At 35.5% G+C, this 23662-nt stretch carries 17 protein-coding genes and 1 tRNA gene; 8 read left to right on the forward strand and 10 right to left on the reverse strand.

Annotation, left to right across the window (positions count from 1 at the left end; genetic code table 11):
- From EKM05_RS09820 to EKM05_RS09830, 3 genes are all read right to left on the reverse strand, one after another.
- On the reverse strand, positions 1-5591 hold a 5591-nt coding region (locus EKM05_RS09820), incomplete at its 3' end, for an RHS repeat-associated core domain-containing protein (protein ID WP_126554903.1).
- A gap of 83 nt (positions 5592-5674) precedes the next feature.
- The gene (locus EKM05_RS09825; protein WP_233584083.1) at positions 5675-6100 is read right to left on the reverse strand and encodes a T9SS type A sorting domain-containing protein; all 426 of its coding nucleotides are present in this window, start codon (positions 6098-6100) and stop codon (positions 5675-5677) included.
- A 100-nt stretch (positions 6101-6200) separates the two neighbouring features.
- Complete coding sequence (locus tag EKM05_RS09830; protein ID WP_126554905.1) at positions 6201-6854, reverse strand: response regulator transcription factor; 654 nt, start codon at positions 6852-6854, stop codon at positions 6201-6203.
- 486 nt (positions 6855-7340) lie between these two features.
- On the opposite strand from EKM05_RS09830, the gene EKM05_RS14855 reads away from it, so the two are divergent.
- Positions 7341-7871 (forward strand): DUF6444 domain-containing protein, encoded by a 531-nt coding sequence (locus tag EKM05_RS14855; RefSeq protein ID WP_370275761.1) that lies wholly within the window; start codon positions 7341-7343, stop codon positions 7869-7871.
- Here the strand turns inward: EKM05_RS14855 and EKM05_RS14770 are convergent.
- The 5 genes from EKM05_RS14770 to EKM05_RS09860 all read right to left on the reverse strand — a co-directional run bounded on the left by EKM05_RS14770 (position 7837) and on the right by EKM05_RS09860 (position 12522).
- Positions 7837-7959, reverse strand: a complete 123-nt coding sequence (locus EKM05_RS14770) for a hypothetical protein (protein ID WP_255416488.1) — start codon at positions 7957-7959, stop codon at positions 7837-7839. The genes EKM05_RS14855 and EKM05_RS14770 overlap by 35 nt on opposite strands.
- 12 nt (positions 7960-7971) lie before the next feature.
- Complete coding sequence (locus EKM05_RS09840) at positions 7972-8559, reverse strand: DUF4202 domain-containing protein (RefSeq protein ID WP_126452893.1); 588 nt, start codon at positions 8557-8559, stop codon at positions 7972-7974.
- Positions 8560-8588: 29 nt separating this feature from the next.
- Positions 8589-8939, reverse strand: a complete 351-nt coding sequence (gene nirD, locus EKM05_RS09845; protein ID WP_126554910.1) for a nitrite reductase small subunit NirD — start codon at positions 8937-8939, stop codon at positions 8589-8591.
- A gap of 448 nt (positions 8940-9387) precedes the next feature.
- Positions 9388-11547 (reverse strand): S9 family peptidase, encoded by a 2160-nt coding sequence (locus tag EKM05_RS09855; protein WP_126554913.1) that lies wholly within the window; start codon positions 11545-11547, stop codon positions 9388-9390.
- 902 nt (positions 11548-12449) lie between these two features.
- Positions 12450-12522 (reverse strand) — tRNA-Phe (locus EKM05_RS09860).
- 143 nt (positions 12523-12665) lie between these two features.
- Between EKM05_RS09860 and EKM05_RS09865 the strand changes: the two genes are divergently transcribed.
- The 6 genes from EKM05_RS09865 (at position 12666) to EKM05_RS09890 (ending at position 18917) form a co-directional block, all read left to right on the forward strand.
- Complete coding sequence (locus tag EKM05_RS09865; RefSeq protein WP_126554915.1) at positions 12666-13400, forward strand: type III pantothenate kinase; 735 nt, start codon at positions 12666-12668, stop codon at positions 13398-13400.
- Positions 13393-14643, forward strand: a complete 1251-nt coding sequence (locus EKM05_RS09870) for a hypothetical protein (RefSeq protein WP_126554917.1) — start codon at positions 13393-13395, stop codon at positions 14641-14643. Before EKM05_RS09865 ends, EKM05_RS09870 begins: the two co-directional genes overlap by 8 nt.
- 45 nt (positions 14644-14688) lie before the next feature.
- On the forward strand, positions 14689-15243 hold the full coding sequence (lptC, locus tag EKM05_RS09875) for an LPS export ABC transporter periplasmic protein LptC (protein WP_126554919.1): 555 nt from the start codon (positions 14689-14691) through the stop codon (positions 15241-15243).
- A gap of 11 nt (positions 15244-15254) precedes the next feature.
- A complete protein-coding gene (locus tag EKM05_RS09880; RefSeq protein WP_126457478.1) occupies positions 15255-15449 on the forward strand; it encodes a hypothetical protein in 195 nt (64 codons plus the stop codon).
- 3 nt (positions 15450-15452) lie between these two features.
- Positions 15453-16712: a hemolysin family protein gene (locus EKM05_RS09885; RefSeq protein ID WP_126457477.1), complete on the forward strand. Its 1260-nt coding sequence runs from the start codon at positions 15453-15455 to the stop codon at positions 16710-16712.
- Positions 16713-16820: 108 nt separating this feature from the next.
- Positions 16821-18917 carry a peptidylprolyl isomerase gene (locus EKM05_RS09890; protein ID WP_126554921.1) on the forward strand — a complete coding sequence of 699 codons (2097 nt, stop codon included), beginning with the start codon at positions 16821-16823 and terminating at the stop codon, positions 18915-18917.
- Between the two features lie 104 nt (positions 18918-19021).
- On the opposite strand, the gene EKM05_RS09895 is transcribed toward EKM05_RS09890, so the two are convergent.
- Positions 19022-19939 (reverse strand): GYDIA family GHMP kinase, encoded by a 918-nt coding sequence (locus EKM05_RS09895; protein WP_126554923.1) that lies wholly within the window; start codon positions 19937-19939, stop codon positions 19022-19024.
- Positions 19940-19990: 51 nt separating this feature from the next.
- Positions 19991-21307: a hydroxymethylglutaryl-CoA reductase, degradative gene (locus EKM05_RS09900; protein ID WP_126554925.1), complete on the reverse strand. Its 1317-nt coding sequence runs from the start codon at positions 21305-21307 to the stop codon at positions 19991-19993.
- 179 nt (positions 21308-21486) lie between these two features.
- Between EKM05_RS09900 and EKM05_RS09905 the strand changes: the two genes are divergently transcribed.
- Positions 21487-23658 carry a S9 family peptidase gene (locus EKM05_RS09905; RefSeq protein WP_126554927.1) on the forward strand — a complete coding sequence of 724 codons (2172 nt, stop codon included), beginning with the start codon at positions 21487-21489 and terminating at the stop codon, positions 23656-23658.
- Positions 23659-23662: the final 4 nt, after the last annotated feature.

A 23662-nucleotide genomic window follows, 5' to 3' on the forward strand; every position in this document is an offset into this window, starting at 1 on the left:
ATAAAAGTGGCTTTTAGCAAGCCACCAACACTAAAAGGTACATCGCTCATTAGAGCAGTTAAAGTATAAACGGTAGCAGAAACAGCTGCGCCAATAGCAACTGCAACCAAAAAAGGAATTATTTCCCCACTAGGATCGGTATACATTAGTGGGTTGTTCAACACATACGCATAGCGGTTGTAGTTTTGGGTATTCTCCGGTTGCTGGATAAAATTATCGGGCATTAAGAAAGAACGTAAAACAGGATCATATAAACGACCGTTCATATGAATTAAGCCTACCTCAGAAAGGTGTTCATGACTCGTATAACCACGATCTAAGAAAAGCAATTTTGCAGCGGTACCATCTGTAGGTAAAACTATTGCTACTCCATTTTGTTGCAATTTAGCTAAATTTCCCCAAGCATCAAAATGACGGCGTTCTATGGCTAGTCCATTTTCATCAGAAATGGCAATAATACTGCCTAAATAATCGCGATGTAAGTAGTACTTTTTATCGACTATAGTTCCTGTCGCTAGGTTTTTTATTTTTTCTACATACAGTGGGGCACCATAGGCATCTCCTGCAATATAGGTACGAATGGTAATAGTTGTAGGGGTTTTAATAATCTCTACCGTACCATCATCAGTATAATCCTTAGTTTTAGTATATACTCCGGTAGTAGCTGGTGGTGTAATGGTAAAACCATAATTCATAGTTTGACGGGACAAATGCGAATTGTAAGCAAAAGTAGTACTTCCTTTATCACTCTCATTTATACTTATCGGGCTTTTGAACATGGTATAACTCACTACTTGTTTGGGTAATGTGTTGTAATAATTCTTCCCTTCGGGAGTAAGGACAATAGCACTCTTTCTGTAAATACCAGTTGCTACGTCTGTGTTATAATTTACTGAACCTAATTTATTGTTGGTGGTAATACGTCCTTTGTTATCATAGCTGTTAGAATCGCTAGTACCATTCAATGGATTCGTCCATTGCGTCAATCGATCCAAGTTGTCATAGATAAAACTTTCACTAGTGCCTAGTGTTAGGTTCTGGCGACTGTTTAATGTACCTTTTATTCCATTAAAATCATACGTATTATGCAAAATAGCTGTACTGGATAGCAGGTGTTTTTGTGAACTAAAATACCCATCAATTGTGTAGGCATTGGTAATGGCAATACCATTCCCTAGTGTCTCTGTCAACGATTGCATTTTTTCATTGGCGGTATTCCACTGCCACAATACGGCATCATTACCATCGGTAATTTTGTCCATAATGCCATTATAGGTGTTATAGTTATTCTTTGTCACCACAGTAGCCACCATCCCAGTAATCAATTCTTGAGTGGTACTGGTACTGGTAACAGGTCTGCTAAACGAATCGAATGTGATCGATTTAGATTGTGTAAATCGGCTGTTGGATTCACTGGTTGTTAACAAGCGATGCAAACTATCATAGCCATACGTGAACACATCAATACTAACTCCATTAGATTTTTTACTAGTCTCACTAGTAAGTTGATTTAATGAATTATAAACATAATCTGTTTCTATATCAGTGCCATCGCCAATTAATTTTTTCTTTATCAATTTACCATAAGCGTCATAGGTATTGGTTGTACTTCCTTTCGGAGTCGTTTCTGTCAAGGATTGACCAAAAGCGTCATAAGTATAGGAATAATTTCCAGCATTAGGATCATTCATAGCAATTTTATTACCCCATCCGTCAATACTAATTGTTACTTTATGTCCCTCATAATTAGATTGTTTTAATTGACCGTTAGCGTAGTACGTGAATGCAATTACACCACCTGGATCAGTAGTTTCTATTTTATTCCCCAAAGCATCAAGCGCTGCAGTGGTGGTTTTTCCATCATCAATACTTGCAGTTGTCAATCCTGAATAGGATAATGTTTGTATACGACCAGTAGGTGCAGTTACTTTTACGGGACGTTGTAAATAATCATATTCATAATTAGTAAATCTATTAGGGAATGAAAAATAGGGTTCACTTACCCATGATTTCCTTCCTAAAGCGTCATAAGAAACCATGGTTGAGATCATAGATCCAGCTGCCAATCCTTTTGTTGAGTTGCGCACTTCACGACCTAAAACATCATATTCTACAACAGATAATCCATTTAAATTATTGGTAGTGGTTGTAGTATATCCACCAGAACTTAATTTGTTATAGACTGTTGTTGTTGTAAGGGGTGTTGCTGAAGCATTTGATACCGATGAATTAATTAGTTTGCCCCAACTATCATAGCCATTAGTACTAACTACACCCATATAATTTGTTGATGATAGTACTTGGCCCAAAGTATTATAGGTAAACTGATTAATAAATCCTTGATGATCTGTTTTCTTTATAACGAATCGTTTAGAGTTGTCGTATTCATCAGTAATTGTTCTTGAAGCAACAGGACTTGGAGCGCCCGGAGCACTAATAGTTTTTGTTAGTAAATTCCCTAATGTATCATACGTCATATCTTCGACGAGAGCATAACCGGTATTATGACCCGTTTTTTCAGATTTGGATAATGTCGTTCCAGAATAGGTATACGTTTCACTAGTTGTTCTCGTATCGCCGGTGCTATTTGATGTTGAAGTAGCAATAGTTTTAGGACGTCCTACATAATAATTTGCCCCTACACCTGATGGGTTATTTTCATAGGTTGAGGTGGTGGTTGCTGTTCCCTGCAGGGCAGTGCCAATACTTTTTTTAGAAACTCGTTGTGTTTCTAGTCCATAATACGAACTAGAGTTGACTGAGCCGTCATAAGTAAAAGTATCTTCAGTTGTTACTCCAGTTAAATGATCAATTGTCGATTGTTTGTTCAATAAAACATTGTAAACTTTTGAGGCTGGATGTATATAAGTATCAAAAGTGTTCGTTTTGGTATTTAATAAATCTGTAGGTACTGCATCAAAAACAGTATTGGAATTAGTACTTGACCAAGAAAGAGTAGTTGCTCCTTTTAGTGTTATATCATTGTGTTGTGTTGACCAAATTTTTGAATCCGAATCTGATAAATACCAGCTGCTTCTAGAAGTCCGAATGAAACCAACAGTTCCGAAATTGAAGTTAGAAACATACCCTCTATATCTAAAATCCTGATATTTAGAAATCCCATTGATTGTAGCAGTTAATTTAGAGACCAAAAAACTGGTAGGGTTACGGATAATTTCAATGTTGGGATAGGTTACCGAATCACTTGAAGAATAAAAATCGGATGTCGCATTACCATAACTAGTATCACTTGCTTCCATTGGTTTATAATCAATAGTTTGCTTTATATTTCCACTAGCTGCAGTTACCGATATTAATCTATTTTCTTTTTCTACATTTTTATAGAATTGGTAATACTCAATTTTATTATGATGTCCTCTTACAAGTACAAGATCAGTATTGGCTCCATTGTATCTGAAATTTGAGGTTACTGGAATAGGTATATCTGGAGAGTCATTATCAAACAGTCCTGAATCATAATCATAATTGAACCCTGGATAATCTAGTTTCCCTAAATTATTTACATAGCTGGTTACGCGCCATTGTGTGTTATGATCATTTATCGTCCATTTTGGTTTGTAATATTTTCTCCAAACTCGTACAATGTCTGATTTACCATCTTTATTTACATCAATTGCATAATAACTACTAAAATCAGTTTGAGTACTATATGTTGTTCCTGTATTAGGCCAGTATTCAACTATATTGTGACTTTCTTTTGTGAAAAAATCACCACCAGATGTTTTTGGATTACTGTAATAAATATGCCACAAAGTATGCCCACTTCCTCCTTCTGAATGGGGAATCATAATATCCGTTTTCCCATCTCCATTATAATCTCCAAAAAGGATTTGTTTTGTGTCTGAATAACTGTCAATAATACCAAAACCTAGCAGTTCCAATTCGACCCATGGCGCAGCATTGAGCTGTTTAAAGCCTATTACTTTATAATTCCTGTTATAATCTATAAGTAAAATATCCGATTTGCCATCTGAATTAAAATCCATGACAAACTTTTTTCCACCCTCTAAAAGATTTCCATTAGGTATTAAAGCAAAATCTTTTTGTCCAATTGACGTGTTTGCATTAGGGTCCAAGTTAACTAGGTGAAAATCCAGTCCGTCATAATCAAAAGTTTCTGTACAATATTCATTTATTGGATAACCAGTATTATGGTCATACTCTGTATATTCGTATGTAGTGCTTCTCTGATTTCTTAAGCTTTCAATAAGAAATTCACTTATCCCATCTCCATTAAAATCACCCTCGAGGTAAGTATTGATTTTTTGTAAATTGGCTTGTTCTGCACAATAACCCTCTGAACTTGGATCTAAGAGCATTGTGTTATTGAAATTTAGACTTTTTGTATAATTCAAAGTTAAACCAGTAGCATTTAAATTATACGCTTTAAACTCAATACTATTCAGCGATTCTTTAACATAAAAAATGGACTGAAATTGATTCATTTTATTGTTTGTAAGAGTAGTTCCTATAAATATTTGGCCATCTTTGGCAGGCATATCAATAGGAGTATTTCCACTGTTTCCCAAGAAAAGGTTCGTGTACATTTTATCTTTTGCCGTAAAATCCAGTCTACCATCACCATCAAAATCACCTGCTAAATCTATTTTGTCAAAAGCTAAGTTGTTTACGTATGATTTTTCCTTTCTTTCTAAAAATCTAGGGCTAATGTCATATTCAAATTCAACTGGGTTTGATTCTTCATTTTGAGCATTAAGTTCTTTAATACTTTGTACCCTTTCGTATCCTAAAAAGTAATCTTCTATATGAGACAATTGATATTTTCTAAAAATAGTGTTGTTAGTTCGTACTTCAATATTATCTAAAATCTTAGAAGCATAAGAAGGGTTTCCACCAATAAAATCGCGCTCCACACGTTGTGAATTTTTAAAATTGAATACAATTGAATTTTGAAATGCAATTCCCGCACTGGGATTCCCGCTAAATGAAATACTTGAAATGTAAAGTTGATTAGTAGCATTATACACCACATTCATATAGTTATAATCAATTCTATTGCCATTCACATCCTCATAGCGCACAATATGCCAAGCTGTTACTGAAACTGCATTTTGATAAGTGCCATTTCCAGTACTCCCATACCATGACCTAGAGCCATCCGGTGCCGTAACGACAAAGAAAGCCATATTACCCTGAACAACATACTCAATTTTAGTATTGCTTTTGTATTCCGTTTCATAGGTAGATCCGCTTCCCCAATAAGCACCTGTTTTTATAAGTAAACGCTGACCATCTAAGGCTAATTTATCATCACTATCAAAATCTACCCCATCAACAAATCCATCAATGTCTCTTCTTGTAGCCATTCGAGTTATAGATGAAATACTATTGATACTCCACCCTTGTCCAGCAATACCTCCCCGAGCTCCACTAGAATAGGTAAGATTAATTACTGGAGCGACATTCATAATACTTGGGGGTACTGCGATGGGCAAATTAAAGGAAGCTGTTCCAGAATTAGAAATTTGTAATTCTCCCTTGGTATCTGTGAAATTCTGAGCCAAACAAAATTGTCCAAACAAGAAGAGTAAAAAATAAAGTTTTTTCATATTAAATTCTATTGGATATGTAAAATATTGTAAATTGTTTTTTTTGAAATATATAAAGAGTAAACGGTACTGAAGGATAGTAACTATTTCTTAATAATTTTAATACTCTTTTGTTCATCAGTATTATAACTAAACTGAACTACATAAAGTCCACTTGGATAACCTTGAAAACTGATTGACATTTGTTTGTCGGCAGGAACATACCTTTGTAGTAACGTGCCATTTATTGAAATTAATTTAATTTCAACTACTTTTTTATCTGGCACCAATTCCCAATTAAGATAGAGTTCCTCTGATACAGGATTTGGATAATAAGAAATCTGATCAATTTTTTGTAAGTCCTCTTTTTTTAATTCTTTTACTGGTTTAGCTGTAGTTCTAGCATTACAATTAATACATATTTCCCGCAAAACTTGATTCCCAGCCTGGTCGTAACTGAATAGTATTTTATCTTGTGCGAATGATAATAGTGGAAATAATAGCATTACTAATATGTAGTGTTTTCTCATAAAATTCATTTTGATTAGTTAAAAATGAACAAAAATAAAAAACTTCTAAAATAAAAAAGGGTAGTAAAACTACCCAAAATGTTAAATTTACAATTGTACTTTAAATCAACCCACGTTTTTTGGCTTCCTTTATAATTGCTTCATTAGAACCATTCTCAATATTCAAAATAACTTTTATTTTAGCTTTTCTTTTATTAACAGCACTTAGTGAAATCGGTAAATGCATTGGCAAATTCTTGGTAGCTATACCTTTACAAATCAATTGAATAATCATTAAATTCAGATAATCTAAAAATATATAATTGGATTTATTATGCTTTATTCTTTGTAAAATATGACTACTGTAAAATACTCCTCCATTAAGCACCTTTTGGAAAATAATACTCAGATCACTATAGTTTATATCTGCTTTTTCAACAATAGCATCAGGTTTAATATTTTTTAATAGACTTTCTAATTCTAAACTGTGAAGTTGTCCTGAGATAAATATAATTTTCGCATCAGGAAATTTTGACCGTATAATCAAAGCAATATCTTCACCATTTTTTAAATTAAGAGGCTCATACTCGGCCATACTGAAATCTAAAATAGCTAACCTCAAAATATTAAAATTTGGATCTGTTAAAGTAGTATAAGCATGATGCAAAGAATGAGATACAATAATATCGGTATATAGATTTAAACTATGTAATGCCATAATGTAACAATCCGTTACCAATTTATGGTCTTCTAAAAGTAAAATAGGTTTTGCCATGTGAGTAGTGAAGATTATCGTGTTAAAAAAAATTAAGTATTAGCGGATTAGATATGTTTAAATATTCAAATCAAAAATACTAATTTGAAATAAATCCCAATTGAAATTTGTAATAAATATTATATTTTGACACTGACTAATCTGTAAAATCTATTGTAGTACTGCGACATAATCTTAAATATCAACTAGTTGTTGAATGAAATAATTGAAAAGCCGTAACTATTCAGCCTGTTCTAAAAAAAACATAGTTATAAACAATTTTAACTTTTTGCTTTTAAAAAAACAGCTTTATTTTAAGTAATTGTTTATTACTTCTTAACAAGTATTCGCCTGATTTTAGTTGCTTTTTGTAGGTGTTTGTTTCCCTTGTGTCAAACAAATAGAAATAGAACACAGATAAAAAACGTATTGCTGAATTAGAGGTCAAAGTTACCCGATTAGAATCATTAGTTGAAAAATTACTTGATAAAATCGATGACCTAACGCATCGCAAAAAACAGTCGTAATAGTTCAGTTTCATCATCAAAAGACGAACTGCGAAGCACATCACGAAAGCCAAAATTAAATAGACCTTTAAAACCAAAAAAAATAGGCAGACAACCAGGTCACCAAGGCAATACTTTGGAAATGATTGCCAACCCAGATGTTGTCATTGAGCACCAACTAGAATTTTGCAATCATTGTGGTGATGATTTGTTTGATCAACTAGCACTATTTATGCTACGCAGACAAGTTGTTGACATACCACCGATTATTCCTGAATTTACTGAACACGGTATATTTCAAAAAACTTGTCCTTGTGGCTATCATACCAAAGCTTTGTTCCCTAGCCGAGTTAACTCGCCTACCAGTTATGAATCTAATATTCAAGCTACTATTGCTTATATGCATACTAGACAATACTTGTCATTTGAGAGAATGAGCGAGCTCTTCAGGGATGTTTGTAATATCCATTTTGGAATCATCAACAACGCACTTAAGATTACGGAAGAGCCCAATTACTTAACAGAACCGTAACCACAATAGTCAATAAGGCAAATAGATAGAATCGTCTTAGATTTTTGAAGGTGTCTTTGTCAACAGATGCTGTGGCTCTGTTTTTCATAAGCATGTCGATTTACAAACCAAGCGCTTCTTTTATCAAATCGAAATTTTCAGCGCTAAATTTTATTTTTAGGGCTTCCTGTTGTCCTTTTTCAGACATTTTATTCCAGGTTTTCAAGATAATATTTTTCATTTTCTCTCGGTCGTGTTTTTGAACAAAAGGATCCAAATAAAATTCCATAAACACCAAACAAATTACATCTTCAAGGAGTTGTGTTTCGATATCTTTTTTGAGTAATTTTTTTTCGATAAGGAAAGAAACCCGTGCAATAAATGCTGTGGAATATCCTGCTTTTTCTAAAATTTCAGCAGTGGTTTTAGCGTGAAATTTTTTCAAATCTTCGCGCCATTTTAAATAGCCCACTCGATCCATTGGATAGGATTCTCGGGGCATTTTCCATCGGCAAATGTGTTGTGCTTTGGCCGAAATTTGAACAGCTTCGGATGCATTTGGATAAAAATCCATCAGCCTTTCGTACATTCGATTAGAGTACAATAGTTCCTTTGGCTGCGAAACAGAGTGGTCTATTTCATGATTTGGATCTTGTGCATTTTCTGCATCAATCCATGCGCTGGCATTTTGGAATTGTAAGATTGTCATTTGAAAGGTTTAAAATCAAAGATACATAATTAATCCAAAAAGCCAACGAATACCTCGTTACCTATAATTTTTTCAGGATAAGTCGCAATTTTTAGATCGTCTCCATTTAAATTGGTACCGTCCACAAGTGAAAAAGTTTTTTTGTGCAAAGGGCAGGCTATTTTGGGAATATCTCCCATAGAACTCAACATTCCTCTGGAAAGAGCCATTTTCATTTTATTAGGGCAGGCGTTTTGACAAGCATACCATTCTTTTTTGCATTCAAAGTTGATGATGGCAATTTGCTTGTCTTTGTATTTGAGGCAACCGCCTCTATTGCTTGGAAAACCGCTTGTTTTTCTGGCCTTGAACCAAGTTTTTACATAAGTCAACGCTATCATACGCGCGTCTGGGCTCTTCTCCAAATACGGTAATTTGATGTTTTTCCTGTCCGGGTTTTGCAATAAATTTTTCGCAAAACTTGTATCCTAGCATGCCGTTTCCGACTACTGTTACTTTAATCATAATCCAATTAATTAAGTATTGTTACGTAAATACAAGTATTAATACTTAACCCGTTGGGTGCAATTAATTTTTGATGATAATTTTCGTCAGTTCGAGTGATCCCGCTTTTGGGCGGGATTATATCGAGAACTAGAAAATTAGTATTAAAAACGGTTCTCGATACACGTCACTTCGAGTGCGAAGCGTATCGAGAAGTTTGTTCCGTTTTACTACACAAAAAACACTCGAACTGACGTTTTGAATAATTGCACCCAATGGGTTAATACTTATATAAACGTACTTAATTTAATTTTTTTATTCTACGTAATTTTAAAATTGAGTTTTTTATTTTTTAGCAATCCATCTTTCAAAGAATTCATAGGTTCGCAACATTTGATCCATTCGCTGTCTGTTGTCGCCATTGCGAGTGATTTCGTGTGTTGCTCCCGGATGGACTACATATTCAACGGGACGCCCCAGAACCTTGAGACTGCGATACATCATTTCTCCCTGAACGAATCCCGTACGACGGTCATTGCCCCCGTGAAAAATAATAAATGGTGTCTTGATGTTTTCAACGTATGTCAAAGGGGATTCTCTCGCCAGAATTTCTTTCACTTTGGGTTCCCACGGATAGCCGCCAAAATAATTAGGAACCAGTCTCCAGGCATTCCCTTCGCCAAAAAAGGTGTTCAGGTCGTACACGCCACGTTGTGCGCAGGCGGCTTTGAATCGATTGTCATGGCTGATAATCCAAGCCGTCAGGTAACCAGCATAAGAACCTCCGGTTATCAATAGTTTATCGGGATCAGCCCAGCCTTGATCGATAGTTTTATCTAAAGCGGTCAGCACATCGCTTGCAGGACCTTTGCCCCAGTCATTGATGTTACCCCGTAAAAAATCTAAACCATAACCGCCGGAACCCCTAGGATTGCTATACACTACACCATATCCTTTGCTACAAAAATATTGGTATTCGTGCCACATGCTTTCTTCACCTGGTCCCCACATAGCAGATGGCCCTCCATGAATTTCCAGCAACAAAGGGTATTTTTCTCCTGCTTGGTAGTTGGCAGGCTTCATTACCCAATACTCAATGGTCATCCCTAAATCGTTGACAAACGTTTTCTTTTCAGGAAAGGATAATTTTTTAGTTTGCACCCAATCATTAAAAGTACTGGCTTTTCTTTCTTTTTTGAAATCCGTAGTGGAAAAATACAGTTCGGATGGATTTGAAATCGCTGTTTTAGAATAAACAAGGGTTTTGTTTGCAATGTCAAAACTGGTAATGCCAATCTCACTGCTCGATAAAGAATCTACTTTTCTGGTGGCAATAGTGACTTTGTTCAGGACATTTCCACCATTGCTTTGTCCAGTGAAGTAGAGGTGTTTGTCATCAGTACTCCAAATGAGATTTGTTTTATTGCGATCAAATGGGATCGTTATAATGTCTTTTTCGGTTCCGTTTATTGGCATTATTGCTAAGGTAGGGACTGAGACGAAAGAAGTAGAACTAAAAAGAAAGGCAAGCCATTTTCCGGAATGCGATACGGAGGCATTGCTGTATCTTTTGTCCTTTTCGCCTAAGATCATTTTTAAATTAGTCCCATCACTATCCGCTAAATAAATTTCGCTTTCTAAAGAGCGATCCGGATTTTCTGCGGTGTCCATATCGCCCGAGAAAATGAGTTGTTTGCCGTCTGGAGTATAGTCAGCATTGGTAAAACTATAAAATCCTTTTGTGAGCAGTCGTGGCGCAGCATCTTTAGTCACATTGATATCAAAGAAATGGTTATAAGTCATTTCGGATGAGATAGCCGACTCACTTTGAAAGTTTAATTTGTTTAGGACGATTGCTTTTTTATCCACGGCATTTTTTTCAAGATAGGCTCTTATCTGGGATAAGCTCCCATTTGGGTTTGGTTTGTCGCTATTGGGTAACAAATGTTCATTATTGGTAAAACCAGGTTTTTCCATGGCCCAAGTTGGTATGTCATGTGATTTGTTTAGGGTAGAGTCTGCAATTAATTCTTGTAGAGAAAGACTTGATGAAAAAAGTATTTTTTTGCCATCTGGAGACCATTTTGGGTTGTTTGCGCCGTACTTATGGCTGGTCAATTGCATGGATTCTCCTCCATCTAGGGATAAAATAAAAACTTGAGATTTGTCTTCTACGGAGCGCGTAAAAGCAAGCTGCTTTCCGTCTGGACTCCATGCGGGTTTTGCAGCACCTTCTTTGCTAGTGGTCAACTGCAACGGAGTGGCTGTGTTTGCCGTGGATGCGCTATATATCTGGGTTCGATACTTATAATCCAGCGTACTAGTCTGGTCAGGCTCGATAGTGGTCAGGGTAAAGGCCACTTTTGTTCCGTCTTTAGTTAGTGTGACGTTGTTGATGGTTTTAATTTTTAGCAGATCTGTAAGGTGTACGGGTTCTGTTCCGTTTTGAGCAATAGTGGCTTGCAGCGTGGCAATAAAAAGCAGTAACAGGGAAATTTTTTTCATAGTGTAATGGTATCGCTAATTTTTATTTAATTCAAGAGAAAAGGCATACAGGCAACTAATTCTTGGTGTTACAATTGGTCATAATTTGCTTGTTCCGGCAAAAGAGGAAGTTTGGTTTTTAGTAAATATAGGAAAAAAGAACAGTGTAGTCCGATAAAAACATCAAAATAAGAGTATTCTTCTTCTTGTTGTCATTACTCTTTGATAATTCTGAGAACCTTTTTTGTAAGGAAAGCAAGAAATAAATCTTTACAAGACGCCAAGACCAGTTGTAGTTGTATCATGGCCACTGGGCGATGCTCGGTATGATTTTTGAAATCCGTATTGGAATACCTGTTTTTTCTTTCAATACAAATGTGGGAGATAAAGCGACTGAGGGAGATGTTGCTGCCGGAAAAAAAATGCAAAGCTAAATTGTAAAAGGACCTCTTTTTACTCGGTCTTTATTTTTCAGGGGTATGTGTTATTCCTTTTATAAGCCTGGTTTTCCTACTTATTTAAAAAGTGTTTTTTGCAAACAGAGAAGCGTAATCTTTTTGTAGGGGAATTATTAAAAAGATAAGAAGGGGTTCGTGTGCGATTGTGTTTTTTGCAATTAGGCCTATTTGTTTTTAATTAAAAGAATATGGAGGCAATGCATTAAACGAGAGTGCGGGCTGTTTTTATGGAGTTTGTACACGGAATAAAATATTTTTTTGGGAACAAGAGGGAACTACTGATTCCAGAAACGAAGGCGCTTTTTGAGGTCTTTTGAAGGGAATTTTATTGCTGTACGAGTATTTTGTTTCTTGCAATACTGCTTTGAGCAAGGACGAAAGGAATGTGTTTTAGATCAAGTCTTGAACAAAGTTGTTTTTGATTTTGTATAAAAACAAAAAACCCACTCGTTTGAGTGGGTTTTGTGGTACCTCCAGGGATCGAACCAGGGACACATGGATTTTCAGTCCATTGCTCTACCATCTGAGCTAAGGTACCTCGCTATTATCTCACTTTGCTCTTATTTTAGTAGGAGTTCGATGAACTTGTTTGCGGGTGCAAATATAGTATGATTTTTAGTTTATCCAAAACAATTTTAAAAAAAAATCAATTCGTACCTTTGTCCCATCAAAAAAGAAATTATGATTTTAGTAGTTGATGTGGGAAATACCAGAATTAAAGCCGCTGTTTTTGAGGGTGCTATGCTTTTGGAGGTTTTTGTTTTTAGCCAAATTGAATTGGAAAAAAATATTAAAAATATTTTAAAAAACTTTAAAAAAACAACTGATTTGGTGGTTTCTTCAGTTGGAGATCTCGGAAAACAGCCGTTTTTAGCTTTCGATAAAGAGATAAAAGTGCATTTTATCTCGAATAAGGATTCTTTTCCGTTCCAAAATAAATACGCAACGCCACAAACTTTGGGAATTGACCGTATGGTTCTTGCTGCAGGGGCTACGCTCCGGTATCCGGATCAAAACCGGCTGGTCATTGATGCCGGAACTTGCATTACCTATGATTTTATAGATCAGGAAAATAATTATTTAGGGGGAGCGATCTCGCCGGGACTGCGATTGCGCTATGAAGCATTGCATCACTACACCGCAAAATTACCTTTATTGTCTCTGGGGATTCCGGAAGATTTGATTGGGAAATCAACTTCAGAATCGATTCATTCCGGAGTGGTAAACGGTTTAGTTTATGAGATTGACGGGTTTATAAATCAATATAAAGCACGGTATTTAAATTTTATAATAATTTTAACGGGTGGAGACACAGATTTTTTGGCTAAACGATTAAAAAATACCATATTTGCCAATTCAAATTTTCTTCTGGAAAGTTTAAACCAAACATTTCAACATAAAACCAAAAATGATTAAAAAAATTATAATAAGCGCCTGTTTGCTTTTATCATTAGTATCTTTTGCTCAAGAAGGAACAGCGTCCCCGTATTCTTTTTATGGAATAGGAGATGTTAGGTTCAAAGGAACGTTGGAAAACCGTTCGATGGCAGGAATAGCCATTGAACAAGACAGTATACACATGAACTTGCAAAATCCAGCCAGTTATGCAAGTCTTAAACTAACTACTTTTACCCTGGGTGGTACGCATGCGACCACAAAAATGAAAACAGATACTGAAGCTGCAAATACAAGAAGAACGACTCTGGATTACCTGGCCGTGGGTTTGCCTATTGGTAAGTTTGGGTTGGGTTTTGGATTGATTCCGTATTCATCGGTAGGATATAAAATACAATCTATTGCTACTGATCCCTCGCAAAACAGCAAGCGTTTCAATGGTACTGGTGGTTTGAACAAGGCCTTTTTAGGAGTAGGGTATAAAGTGACGCCAAATTTTAGTGTAGGTGCCGATGTGCAGTATAATTTTGGAAAAATTGAATCTAATAACCTTGAATTCATTAGTGGAGTTCCTGTTGGAACCAGAGAATTGAATACGATTGATTTGTCTGGCGTGAATTTTAATGTAGGGATGATGTATCAGACTAAAATCTATAAAAAAATCTCTTTTTTTAGTAGTGCAAATTATACGCTGGAAAATACATTGGTGTCTAAAAACAACAGGAATATTTCGACAGTGGTTTTTAGTTCAAATTTTGATGTGGTGGTTGTAGATGCGCTGGATGATGTAAAGGGCCAAGTGAATTTGAAAATGCCGAGTAAATTAGCATTAGCAGCAGGTTTTGGCCAGGCCAGAAAATGGCTCGTAGGAGTTGGTGTGACGCTACAGGATGCAGGATCCTTGGCAAATAATTTTAATTCAATGCCAAATGTTACCTACGAAAAGCATTCGAAATACAGCATTGGAGGGTATTTTATTCCTAATTACAACTCGTTCACAAGCTACACAAAAAGGATTACGTACCGAGGGGGTTTGAAATTTGAAAAAACCGGAATGGTGATCAATTCAGAATCCATTGATGATATGGGATTAACTCTAGGCATTGGATTGCCACTAACAGGTCAGTTCTCTAATGTGAATATTGGATTTGAATTAGGCAAAAAAGGAACTACAGCATCTAGTTTAGTTCAAGAAAACTACGCCAATGTAAGTGTGAGTTTTTCTCTTAATGACGAATGGTTCATCAGAAGAAAATTCAACTAGAATAAAAAGAAGTACTTTTTCCAATTTTTTCGTCCAGGCCAACTTATGACAGTAGTCAAAAAATATTATATCAAATTAGGGGTCGCGGTTTTTGCCGGAGCGCTTTTTTTGGGGTGCGAAAGTAATTTTAAGGAAATACAAAAAATAAATTTTTCCGAGTTTGTTCCCAGTAGTGATGCTGATATGGTAAATCTCAAATATACAGATTCAGGAAGGATTACATCCATTTTGATCAGCTCTAAAATGTTAGATTATTCTAGCGTTAGCTTTCCTTTTACGGAATTCCCAAAAGGGATTGATGTTACTTTATTTGACAAAAAAGGGAAGAAAACATTTATCAAATCAAATTATGCCATTTCTTACAAAGGAACAGCAGTAATTGATCTGCAGGGAAAAGTAAGGATCTCTAATGAAAATGGACAGCTGTTAGAAACAGAGCAACTTTATTTTGATCAAAGGAATGAGTGGTTTTTTACCGAAAGAAGGTTTAAATTAACAGACCCAAAAGGTGTTTCAAATGGACAAGGAATCGATTTTAGCAAGGATTTCAAAGTGATTAATTCTCAAAAAATAACCGGCGAACTCGAAACCGCTGAATAACACAACACCCTATGAACTATTTAAAATACACACAATACGTTTATCTTGTTTTTGGAGCCTATTTTATTTATGATGGCTTCATAAAGTTAAATGCCGAGGAAGAAAATCCGTGGTTGAGTTTCATGTTTGCCGGATTAGCCGTTTTTATGTTTTTCTTTAGAAGAAAATTTGCTAAAAAGTTTGAAGACCGAAACAAAAAATCCTAATTCATGGAGATTAGTGTTATTTTCCTGTGTCTAATACTAAGTGCTTTTTTTTCAGGAATGGAGATAGCGTTTGTCTCTTCAAATAAAATATATCTTGAAATTGAAAAAAAACAAGGCGGTTTTGTTTCCAGAATACTGACAAAGCTTACTGAAAAGCCCTCCAAGTTTATCGTAGCCATGCTCATTGGGAATAATGTCACCATGGTGGTCTACGGTTTTTTTATGGGCGAATTATTGATGCGCTGGTTTGTTACTCTGGGGCTTCAGTTTTCGGATTTCTTGGATTTATTAATTCAAACCATAATTTCTACTATCATTGTGCTGATTACCGCAGAGTTCTTGCCAAAAGTTTTTTTTCAAATTTATGCCAATTTTCTATTTAAGTTTTTTGCAATTCCCGCCTATTTCTTTTTTAGTATTTTCTATTTTATAGCTGCATTTTTTATTTGGGTTTCTGATTTTGTTTTGATAAAATTCTTCAAAACCGAAGGCGATAATGTACAGCTTTATTTCAGTAAAATTGAGCTGGGGAATTACATTACGGAACAAATGAGCAGTGTTGAAGATGATGATGCCATGGATTCTGAAATTCTGATGTTTCAAAACGCATTAGAATTTTCAGGAGTCAAAGCCAGAGATGTGATGAATCCCCGTACTGAAATTATAGCCATTGACTTGTCGGATACCATCATAGATCTCCGAGAATTGTTTATAGAAACAGGCTATTCTAAAATAGTGGTGTTTCAAAATTCACTCGATGACATTGTAGGCTACGTGCATTCCTTTGATATGTTCAAGAAACCAGACAGTATCAAGGATATTGTGATTCCGGTAGAATTTGTTCCGGAAACAATCTTTATCAAAGATGCGATGAGTTTGCTGATCAAAAAACGTAAAAGTGTAGCTATTGTATTAGATGAATACGGCGGCACCTCCGGAATTATTACCGTAGAGGATATTGTGGAAGAGCTTTTTGGTGAAATTGAAGATGAACACGATTCAGATGAAGAATTGATTGAAAAAGAACTCGGTGATGGCGAATACGTTTTCTCAGCCCGGTTAGACGTCGAGTACCTTAATGATACCTATAAACTGGCTATTCCGGAAAGTGATTCGTATGGAACACTTGGGGGGTTTATTGTGAATTTTACTACCGAAATTCCTCAAAATGGAGCGGTTATCACCATTGGAGCGTATCGTTTTGTAATTGAAGAAGCAATAAATAAGAAAATAGAATTAGTAAATATGACCGTGCTAGAGTAGTTTTTTTTGTAAAATTGAAATTTCTTATAAAATAAAACGCTACTACTATAATTATTAATTAGATAATTGTATTTTCGCAACCTGAATATAAAAATTAACAACAATAAAATGGCATTATTACAAAAAATTAGACAACGTTCGCTTCTTCTGATCTTAGTTATTGGGTTTTGTTTATTAGCATTTATCATAGGTGATATATTTAGCAGTGGAGGTTTCAGCAGCACATCAAAAGATGTAGGAAGCATTGACGGGAAAGATATTTCATTTGAAGATTTTAGAGTTAAAGTGAGTAATGTTGAAAAAAGTGGTCAAGGAATTACTTCAACTGAAGCGGCTAACAGAGTATGGGAACAAGAAGTTTCGGTTGCTTTGCTAACGGCTGAATTTGAAAAATTAGGATTACGAGTAGGTGAAAAACACCTATTAGAAGTGCTGAAAGGCGATCAAAATATTGGTGGGAATCCATTGTTTTTGAATGCAGCCGGTGTTTTTGATATTGCAAAATTTAAAGAATATTTCAAAGCAAATCCTGCCCAAGCTCAGTTTTTGAAAGACAGAGAAAAAGATGCAGATCTTAATGCTAAATATCAAATCTATACTACATTGATTAAAGCGGCCGTTTTTACAACGGAGAGCGAAGGCAAGTTGCAGTATGAGATGGAAGCAAATAAAGTAAACTTTGCTTATGTTGCCGGATTATATTCAACAATCAAAGACAGTCAAGTAAAAGTGACTGACGCTGAAATTGTTGATTATATGAAGAAAAATGAAAAAAAATTCAAAGCAGACGAATCTCGTGAAGTAGAATATGTCTTGATTGAAGACAAAGCCTCACCAGCTGATGAAGCCGAAGTAAAATCAAAAATAAATGCATTGTTAGCCGGAACAGTAGTATACAATCAAGCTACCGGAAAAAATGATACCTTACCAGGATTAAGAGCAGCAACTAATACAATTGAGTTTGTGAATTCAAATTCAGATGTTCCTTATGATTCGTCTTATGTGGCCAAAAAAGATTTGCCTGCAATTGATGCGGATAAATTATTTAATCTTGCTCCTGGAGCCGTTTATGGGCCTTACATATACGGGAAATATTTCTGTATTTCAAAATCAATGGGAATGAAATCAGGTGTGAATGCAAAAGCAAGTCATATATTGATCAGTTATGAAGGGACTCAAGTTCCAAATCAAAAGGAAAAAAGAACAAAAGAAGAAGCAAAAGCAAAAGCAGAAAGTATTTTAGCACAAGTTACTGCCAGTCCGGATAGTTTCTTGATGTTAGCTTTCACAGCTTCTGATGATTCGTCTTCTCAACAAGGGGGAGATTTGGGTTATTTTGGTCCAAACCAAATGGTAAAACCATTTAATGATTTTGTCTTCAATAGCAGTATTGGGAAAATAGGGTTAGTAGAAACGCCTTTTGGATTTCATATTATCAAAGTTACTGATAAGCAAGACGGAATTCGTTTGGCTACTGTAGCTCAGAAAATAGAAGCATCTGAGGCCACTTCAGATAAAATGTTTACGCAGGCAACTAAATTAGAAATGGATGCTGTGGACAAAGATTTTAACAAAGTTGCAAAAGATATGGGGCTTGTAGTAGCTCCGGCTGTTTCTGTAAAAGGGATGGACGAAAACTTTGGAACTTTAGGAAATCAAAGATCAATCGTTCGTTGGGCTTTTGAAAAAGGAGTAAAAGTAGGTGCTGTAAAAAGATTTGAAGTGGCTAATGTAGGTCACGTAATTGCAAAATTAAAGAGTATTGACAATTCTGGTTTAGTAGCTGTTTCTGTGGCGAGACCTTATGTGGAACAAATACTAAAAAACAAGAAAAAAGCAGCATTGATAAAGGCAAAAATGACAGGTTCTTCGCTGGAAGCAATCGCGAAAGCAGTAGGAGCTACCGTACAACAAGCTACTGACTTGACAATGCTAAACACGATGTTGCCAGGTGTTGGTCAAGAGCCAAGTGTAGTAGGAAATGCATTTGCTTTAGCAGCAAATAAAATGTCAGCTCCAATTGAAGGAAACACAGGTGTTTATGTAGTGAAAAACAATAGCACTGTAAAAGCGCCAGCATTGAAAAGCCATGCTTCTTATGTTTCTAAATTAAAAGAACAAAGCGCTTCAGATGCTAATAGAGTAGTTCCTGCCTTGAAAGGAAATGCTAAAATTGAAGACAACAGACAGGAATTCAATTACTAGTCAAAGCGTAAGTAATCAAATAAAAAATCCCGATACATGCTGAATGTATCGGGATTTTGCTTTTCTATAGCTTTTTCTACAGCTATGATTATTGATACAAAAAATTATGGTAAGATCATTTCATCATAAAAAATGATAGTTTCATATCCTTTTGAAATAAAATAGTCAGTTGGATTTTCAATTGCAATTGCCATTACAAAATCGCCTCCCCAAGCTCCCAGGCTTTTTATCACGCCATTGAAATCTGGAAACAAAGACTCTTTTATCGTTTGTGTTTCCAGAACAATACTCATTTGTACTTCGTGTTTTTGTAGTGCTGCAGCAAAAGATTGAATTGTAGTCGCATTCAAAACTTCAGAGGTTATCACGTCATTTAAAGCAATCGTTCTCGGGAGATTATTCTTTTTATTCATATCGTAGGCTGTTATTGCGCTTTTGCTGCTTTGCTTTTTATTCAGATAGACAAAGTAAAGATTGTTAGTAAAATCCGGATTAAAAGATACTTTTTCAACAATAGGAGTACCTTTTTCCAAATGATAGACAATAGGGGTGTCGTTTTGTGCACAGGCAATATCATAACCACTACCTCCAAAACTGTTTTTAAGTAATGTAAAAGCATCGATGTCTAACCACTGAGCAATGTTGTTTATCAAAGTCGATGACGTGCCCAAACCCCAGCTTTTGGGAAAGCTAAGTTCAGTCGTGATTGTGTATCCCTCTGAATTTAAAATGAAACCCGGATTTAATTTGAATGCCTCGTGCAAAATAATCTTAAGTGTAGCCTTGACCGATTCATTTTTAGTTTGAACTTCCTTTGAAATATCAGAAAATAAAAGGGTGTCTTCAAACCAAATACTTCCATCTGCATCATAACTTTTCCAGATGATTTCCTTATTATTTCCCTTTTCTATAATGAGGTTTTGCCCCATTTTTGTTGGTAATGCAAACGCTTTGGCACCATCAAGAACCAGATATTCACCTGTGATTAAAAGTTTTCCGTTACTGTAAAATGTTTTCTTCATTGTCTTTGCGAGGAACGAAGCAACCTTATTCTTTGTTGCTTCAAGATAAAATTATTTTCTTAAACTTTCAATATAGGTGACCACAGCGCTATGCGAAACGGGATTTTTTTTAAAATATTTCAGGATTAAAATGCGCTCTTCATCAGTGGCTTTAAGCTGATTGATGATGTTGTTCAAATGCATTTTCATGTGTCCTTCCTGAATTCCTGTGGTAGTCAAAGAACGCAATGCGGCAAAGTTTTGGGCTAAACCGGCTACGGCTACAAACTGCATTAATTCCTTGGCAGATGGTTTCTCTAACATTTCTAAGGATAATTTTACCAATGGATGTAAGGAAGTCAAACCACCAACCGTTCCTACTGCTAAAGGGATTTCTAGCCAAAAAGTAAAAATACCATTTTCTATTTTGGCATGGGAAAGACTGGAGTATTTTCCGTTTCGCGATGCATAGGCATGAATTCCGGCTTCGACAGCGCGGAAATCATTCCCAGTTGCCAAAACTACCGCATCTACTCCGTTCATGATTCCTTTGTTATGCGTAACGGCTCTGTACGGCTCGACTTCGGCGATTTGTACGGCTTGCACAAATTTCTCTGCAAATTCTTGAGGATTTAAAATGTGTTTTTCTTCCAAGTCAGCAATCGGACAAGAAACTTCGGCTCTTACGATACAATTAGGAACGTAATTCGAAAGGATACTCATTACTACTTCAATCTCTTTTTCTGATTCGGTGAATAGACTATAGTTTTGGACCTCTTCTTTTAAGGTTTTAGCAAACTGTTCCAGACACGAATTGATAAAATTAGCGCCCATGCTGTCTTTGGTTTCAAAAGTGGCATGCAGCTGAAAATAATGGGGCAATAAATCGGTTTTGTCTTTTAAAATAATATCTAAAATTCCGCCACCACGTTTTTGCATATTTGTGGTAATCGACTCGGTTTCTGAAAAGAATTTATTTTTGTGTTGGACAAAAAACAAATTCAATTTTGAAACATCACCTTTATAAATAAAATGAACCTGACCAATTTTTTCAGTATTGATTACGGTTGCTTTAAATCCGCCACGCGTGGACCAAAATTTAGCAGCTTTTGCGGCAGCGGCAACCACAGAACTTTCTTCAATAGCCATGGGAATCGTGCTGTATTTTCCATTAATCAGGAAATTAGGAGCAACTCCAAGCGGTATGTAGAAATTGGTTATCGTGTTTTCGATGAATTCATCGTGTAATTTCTGTATTTTTTCATCAGAATTCCAGTAGTTTTTCAGCAAGGCGATGGCTTCTGTGGGTGTTGAAAAATATTGATCGGCAATCCATTTAATTTTTTCTTCTTTGGATAGTTTAGAAAATCCGCTAATGGCCTTATTCATTTTCAATTGATTATAGTATAATTAAATGCAAATATACGGTTTTAGCCGTTTTAGTAGCAATCCTATTATCCTCAATAAAAGGGGGTTTAAAATATTGTTTTTAAGATTTAACACATATAATGTGAAATTATTGTAATTTTTTCACTAAAATTGACGGTTTTTATATTTAAATAAATATCATGTATTCAAGAAAAATTATTGCATTATTTTTATTCGTTTGTTTTGCAGTTGCAGGGCAGCAAAAAATCACCATTGATGCCATTTATAACGGCACTTTTCGGGCGCAAGGCATGGATGAATTGCAGTCGTTGAAAAACACAAATCAATATACGGTTTTGAATACCGACAGACAGTCCAGAAGCATGCAGATTGATTTGTATGATTTTGCAACTTTAAAAAAAGTGTCCACATTAATAGATACAAAATCGTACGCCGAATTATCAGGAGGGATTGACAGTTATACGTTTGACGCTTCAGAAAAAATGATTCTATTGGCTTGCAATACCAATCAAATCTTCCGCCACTCCTTTACAGCGGATTACTATTTATATGACATTGCCAATAAGAAATTAAGAAAACTATTCGATTCTCCCGTTCAGGAGCCTACTTTTTCACCTGATGGGAAAAAGATTGCATACGCCAAAGAAAATAATCTGTATGTACATGATTTAGCTGCTGATAAATCAACTCCAATAACTACAGACGGACAAAAAAACAGTATTATTAATGGTATTACGGATTGGGTTTACGAAGAAGAATTTGCTTTTGTAAAGGCTTTTGACTGGAGTGCTGACAGCAAAAAAGTAGCCTACATACGTTTTGACGAAAGTCAGGTTCCGGAATTTTCAATGTCAATGTTTGGAAAAGACTTGTACCCAACGATGCAAACGTTCAAATATCCAAAAGCCGGGGAGAAGAATGCTCTAGTTTCTTTACATATTTATGATGTAAATTTGAATGCAGTAAAAAACATAAATCTTGGGAATTATAACGATTTTTATATTGCCAGAATGAAATGGACAAATGATGAGAATACACTATCAGCACAGGTATTGAATCGCCACCAAAACAATTTGGATTTGTTGTTTATCGATGGAAATTCAGGAGCTGTAAAAGTAGTTTTGAACGAAAAAGACAAAGCCTACGTTGATGTGACAGATAACTTGACTTTCTTGAAAGACAACAGTTTTATTTGGACCAGCGAAAAAGACGGTTTCAATCATATTTATTTATATGATAAAAATGGAAAATTGAAAAACCAACTGACCAAAGGAAAATGGGAAGTGACGAATTATTACGGTTTAGACGAAAAAACAAATACAGTTTTCTATCAGTCGGTAGAAAACGGATCTATTAACAGAGATGTTTATAGAATAGGTCTTGACGGAAAAAACAAAGTCCGTTTGTCACAAAATACAGGAACTAATGCGGCAACATTCAGTCCGAATTTCCAATACTACATCAACACGTTTTCTAGTGCGTCTCTACCTCCGACGTATACATTGAACGAGGCCAAGGCTGGAAAACAAGTACAAGTTATTGAAAACAATGAATCATTGGCTACGAAACTAAAAAGCTATAATTTACCGGCTAAAGAGTTTTTTGTTTTAAAAACAGCAAAAGGACATGAGCTAAATGCTTGGATTATGAAACCAAAAGATTTTGATTCAACTAAAAAATATCCTGTTTTTATGATTCAGTATTCTGGTCCAGGTTCTCAGCAGGTTGTGAACGGATGGGGAAGTTCTAATGAATACTGGTTTATGATGTTGTCGCAACAAGGGTATATTGTGGCTTGTGTTGACGGGAGAGGAACTGGCTTTAAAGGAGCTGATTTCAAAAAAGTAACCCAACTGCAATTAGGGAAATACGAAGTAGAAGATCAAATTGATGCTGCGAAAGTAATAGGAAATTACGCATTTGTTGATAAGGCTAGAATTGGTATATTTGGCTGGTCGTATGGTGGTTTTATGGCGTCTAATTGCATCATGAAAGGAAATGACACGTTCAAAATGGCAATCGCTGTAGCTCCGGTGACGAACTGGCGTTTTTATGACAGTGTGTACACGGAACGTTACATGCAGACCCCACAAGAAAATGCTAGCGGATACGATGATAATTCCCCAATAAATCATGTAGATAAATTGAAAGGGAAATTCCTTTTGATACACGGTTCAGGAGATGATAATGTGCACGTTCAAAACTCCATGCAGATGATGGAAGCTTTGATTCAGGCTAATAAACAATTTGATTCCCAAATTTATCCAGACAATAATCACGGAATTTATGGTGGGAAAACCAGAATTCAATTGTACACAAAAATGACTAATTTCATCAAAGAAAATTTATAACAGC

It is taken from the genome of Flavobacterium sp. GSP27 (genome assembly GCF_003970395.1).
Lineage (GTDB): Bacteria > Bacteroidota > Bacteroidia > Flavobacteriales > Flavobacteriaceae > Flavobacterium.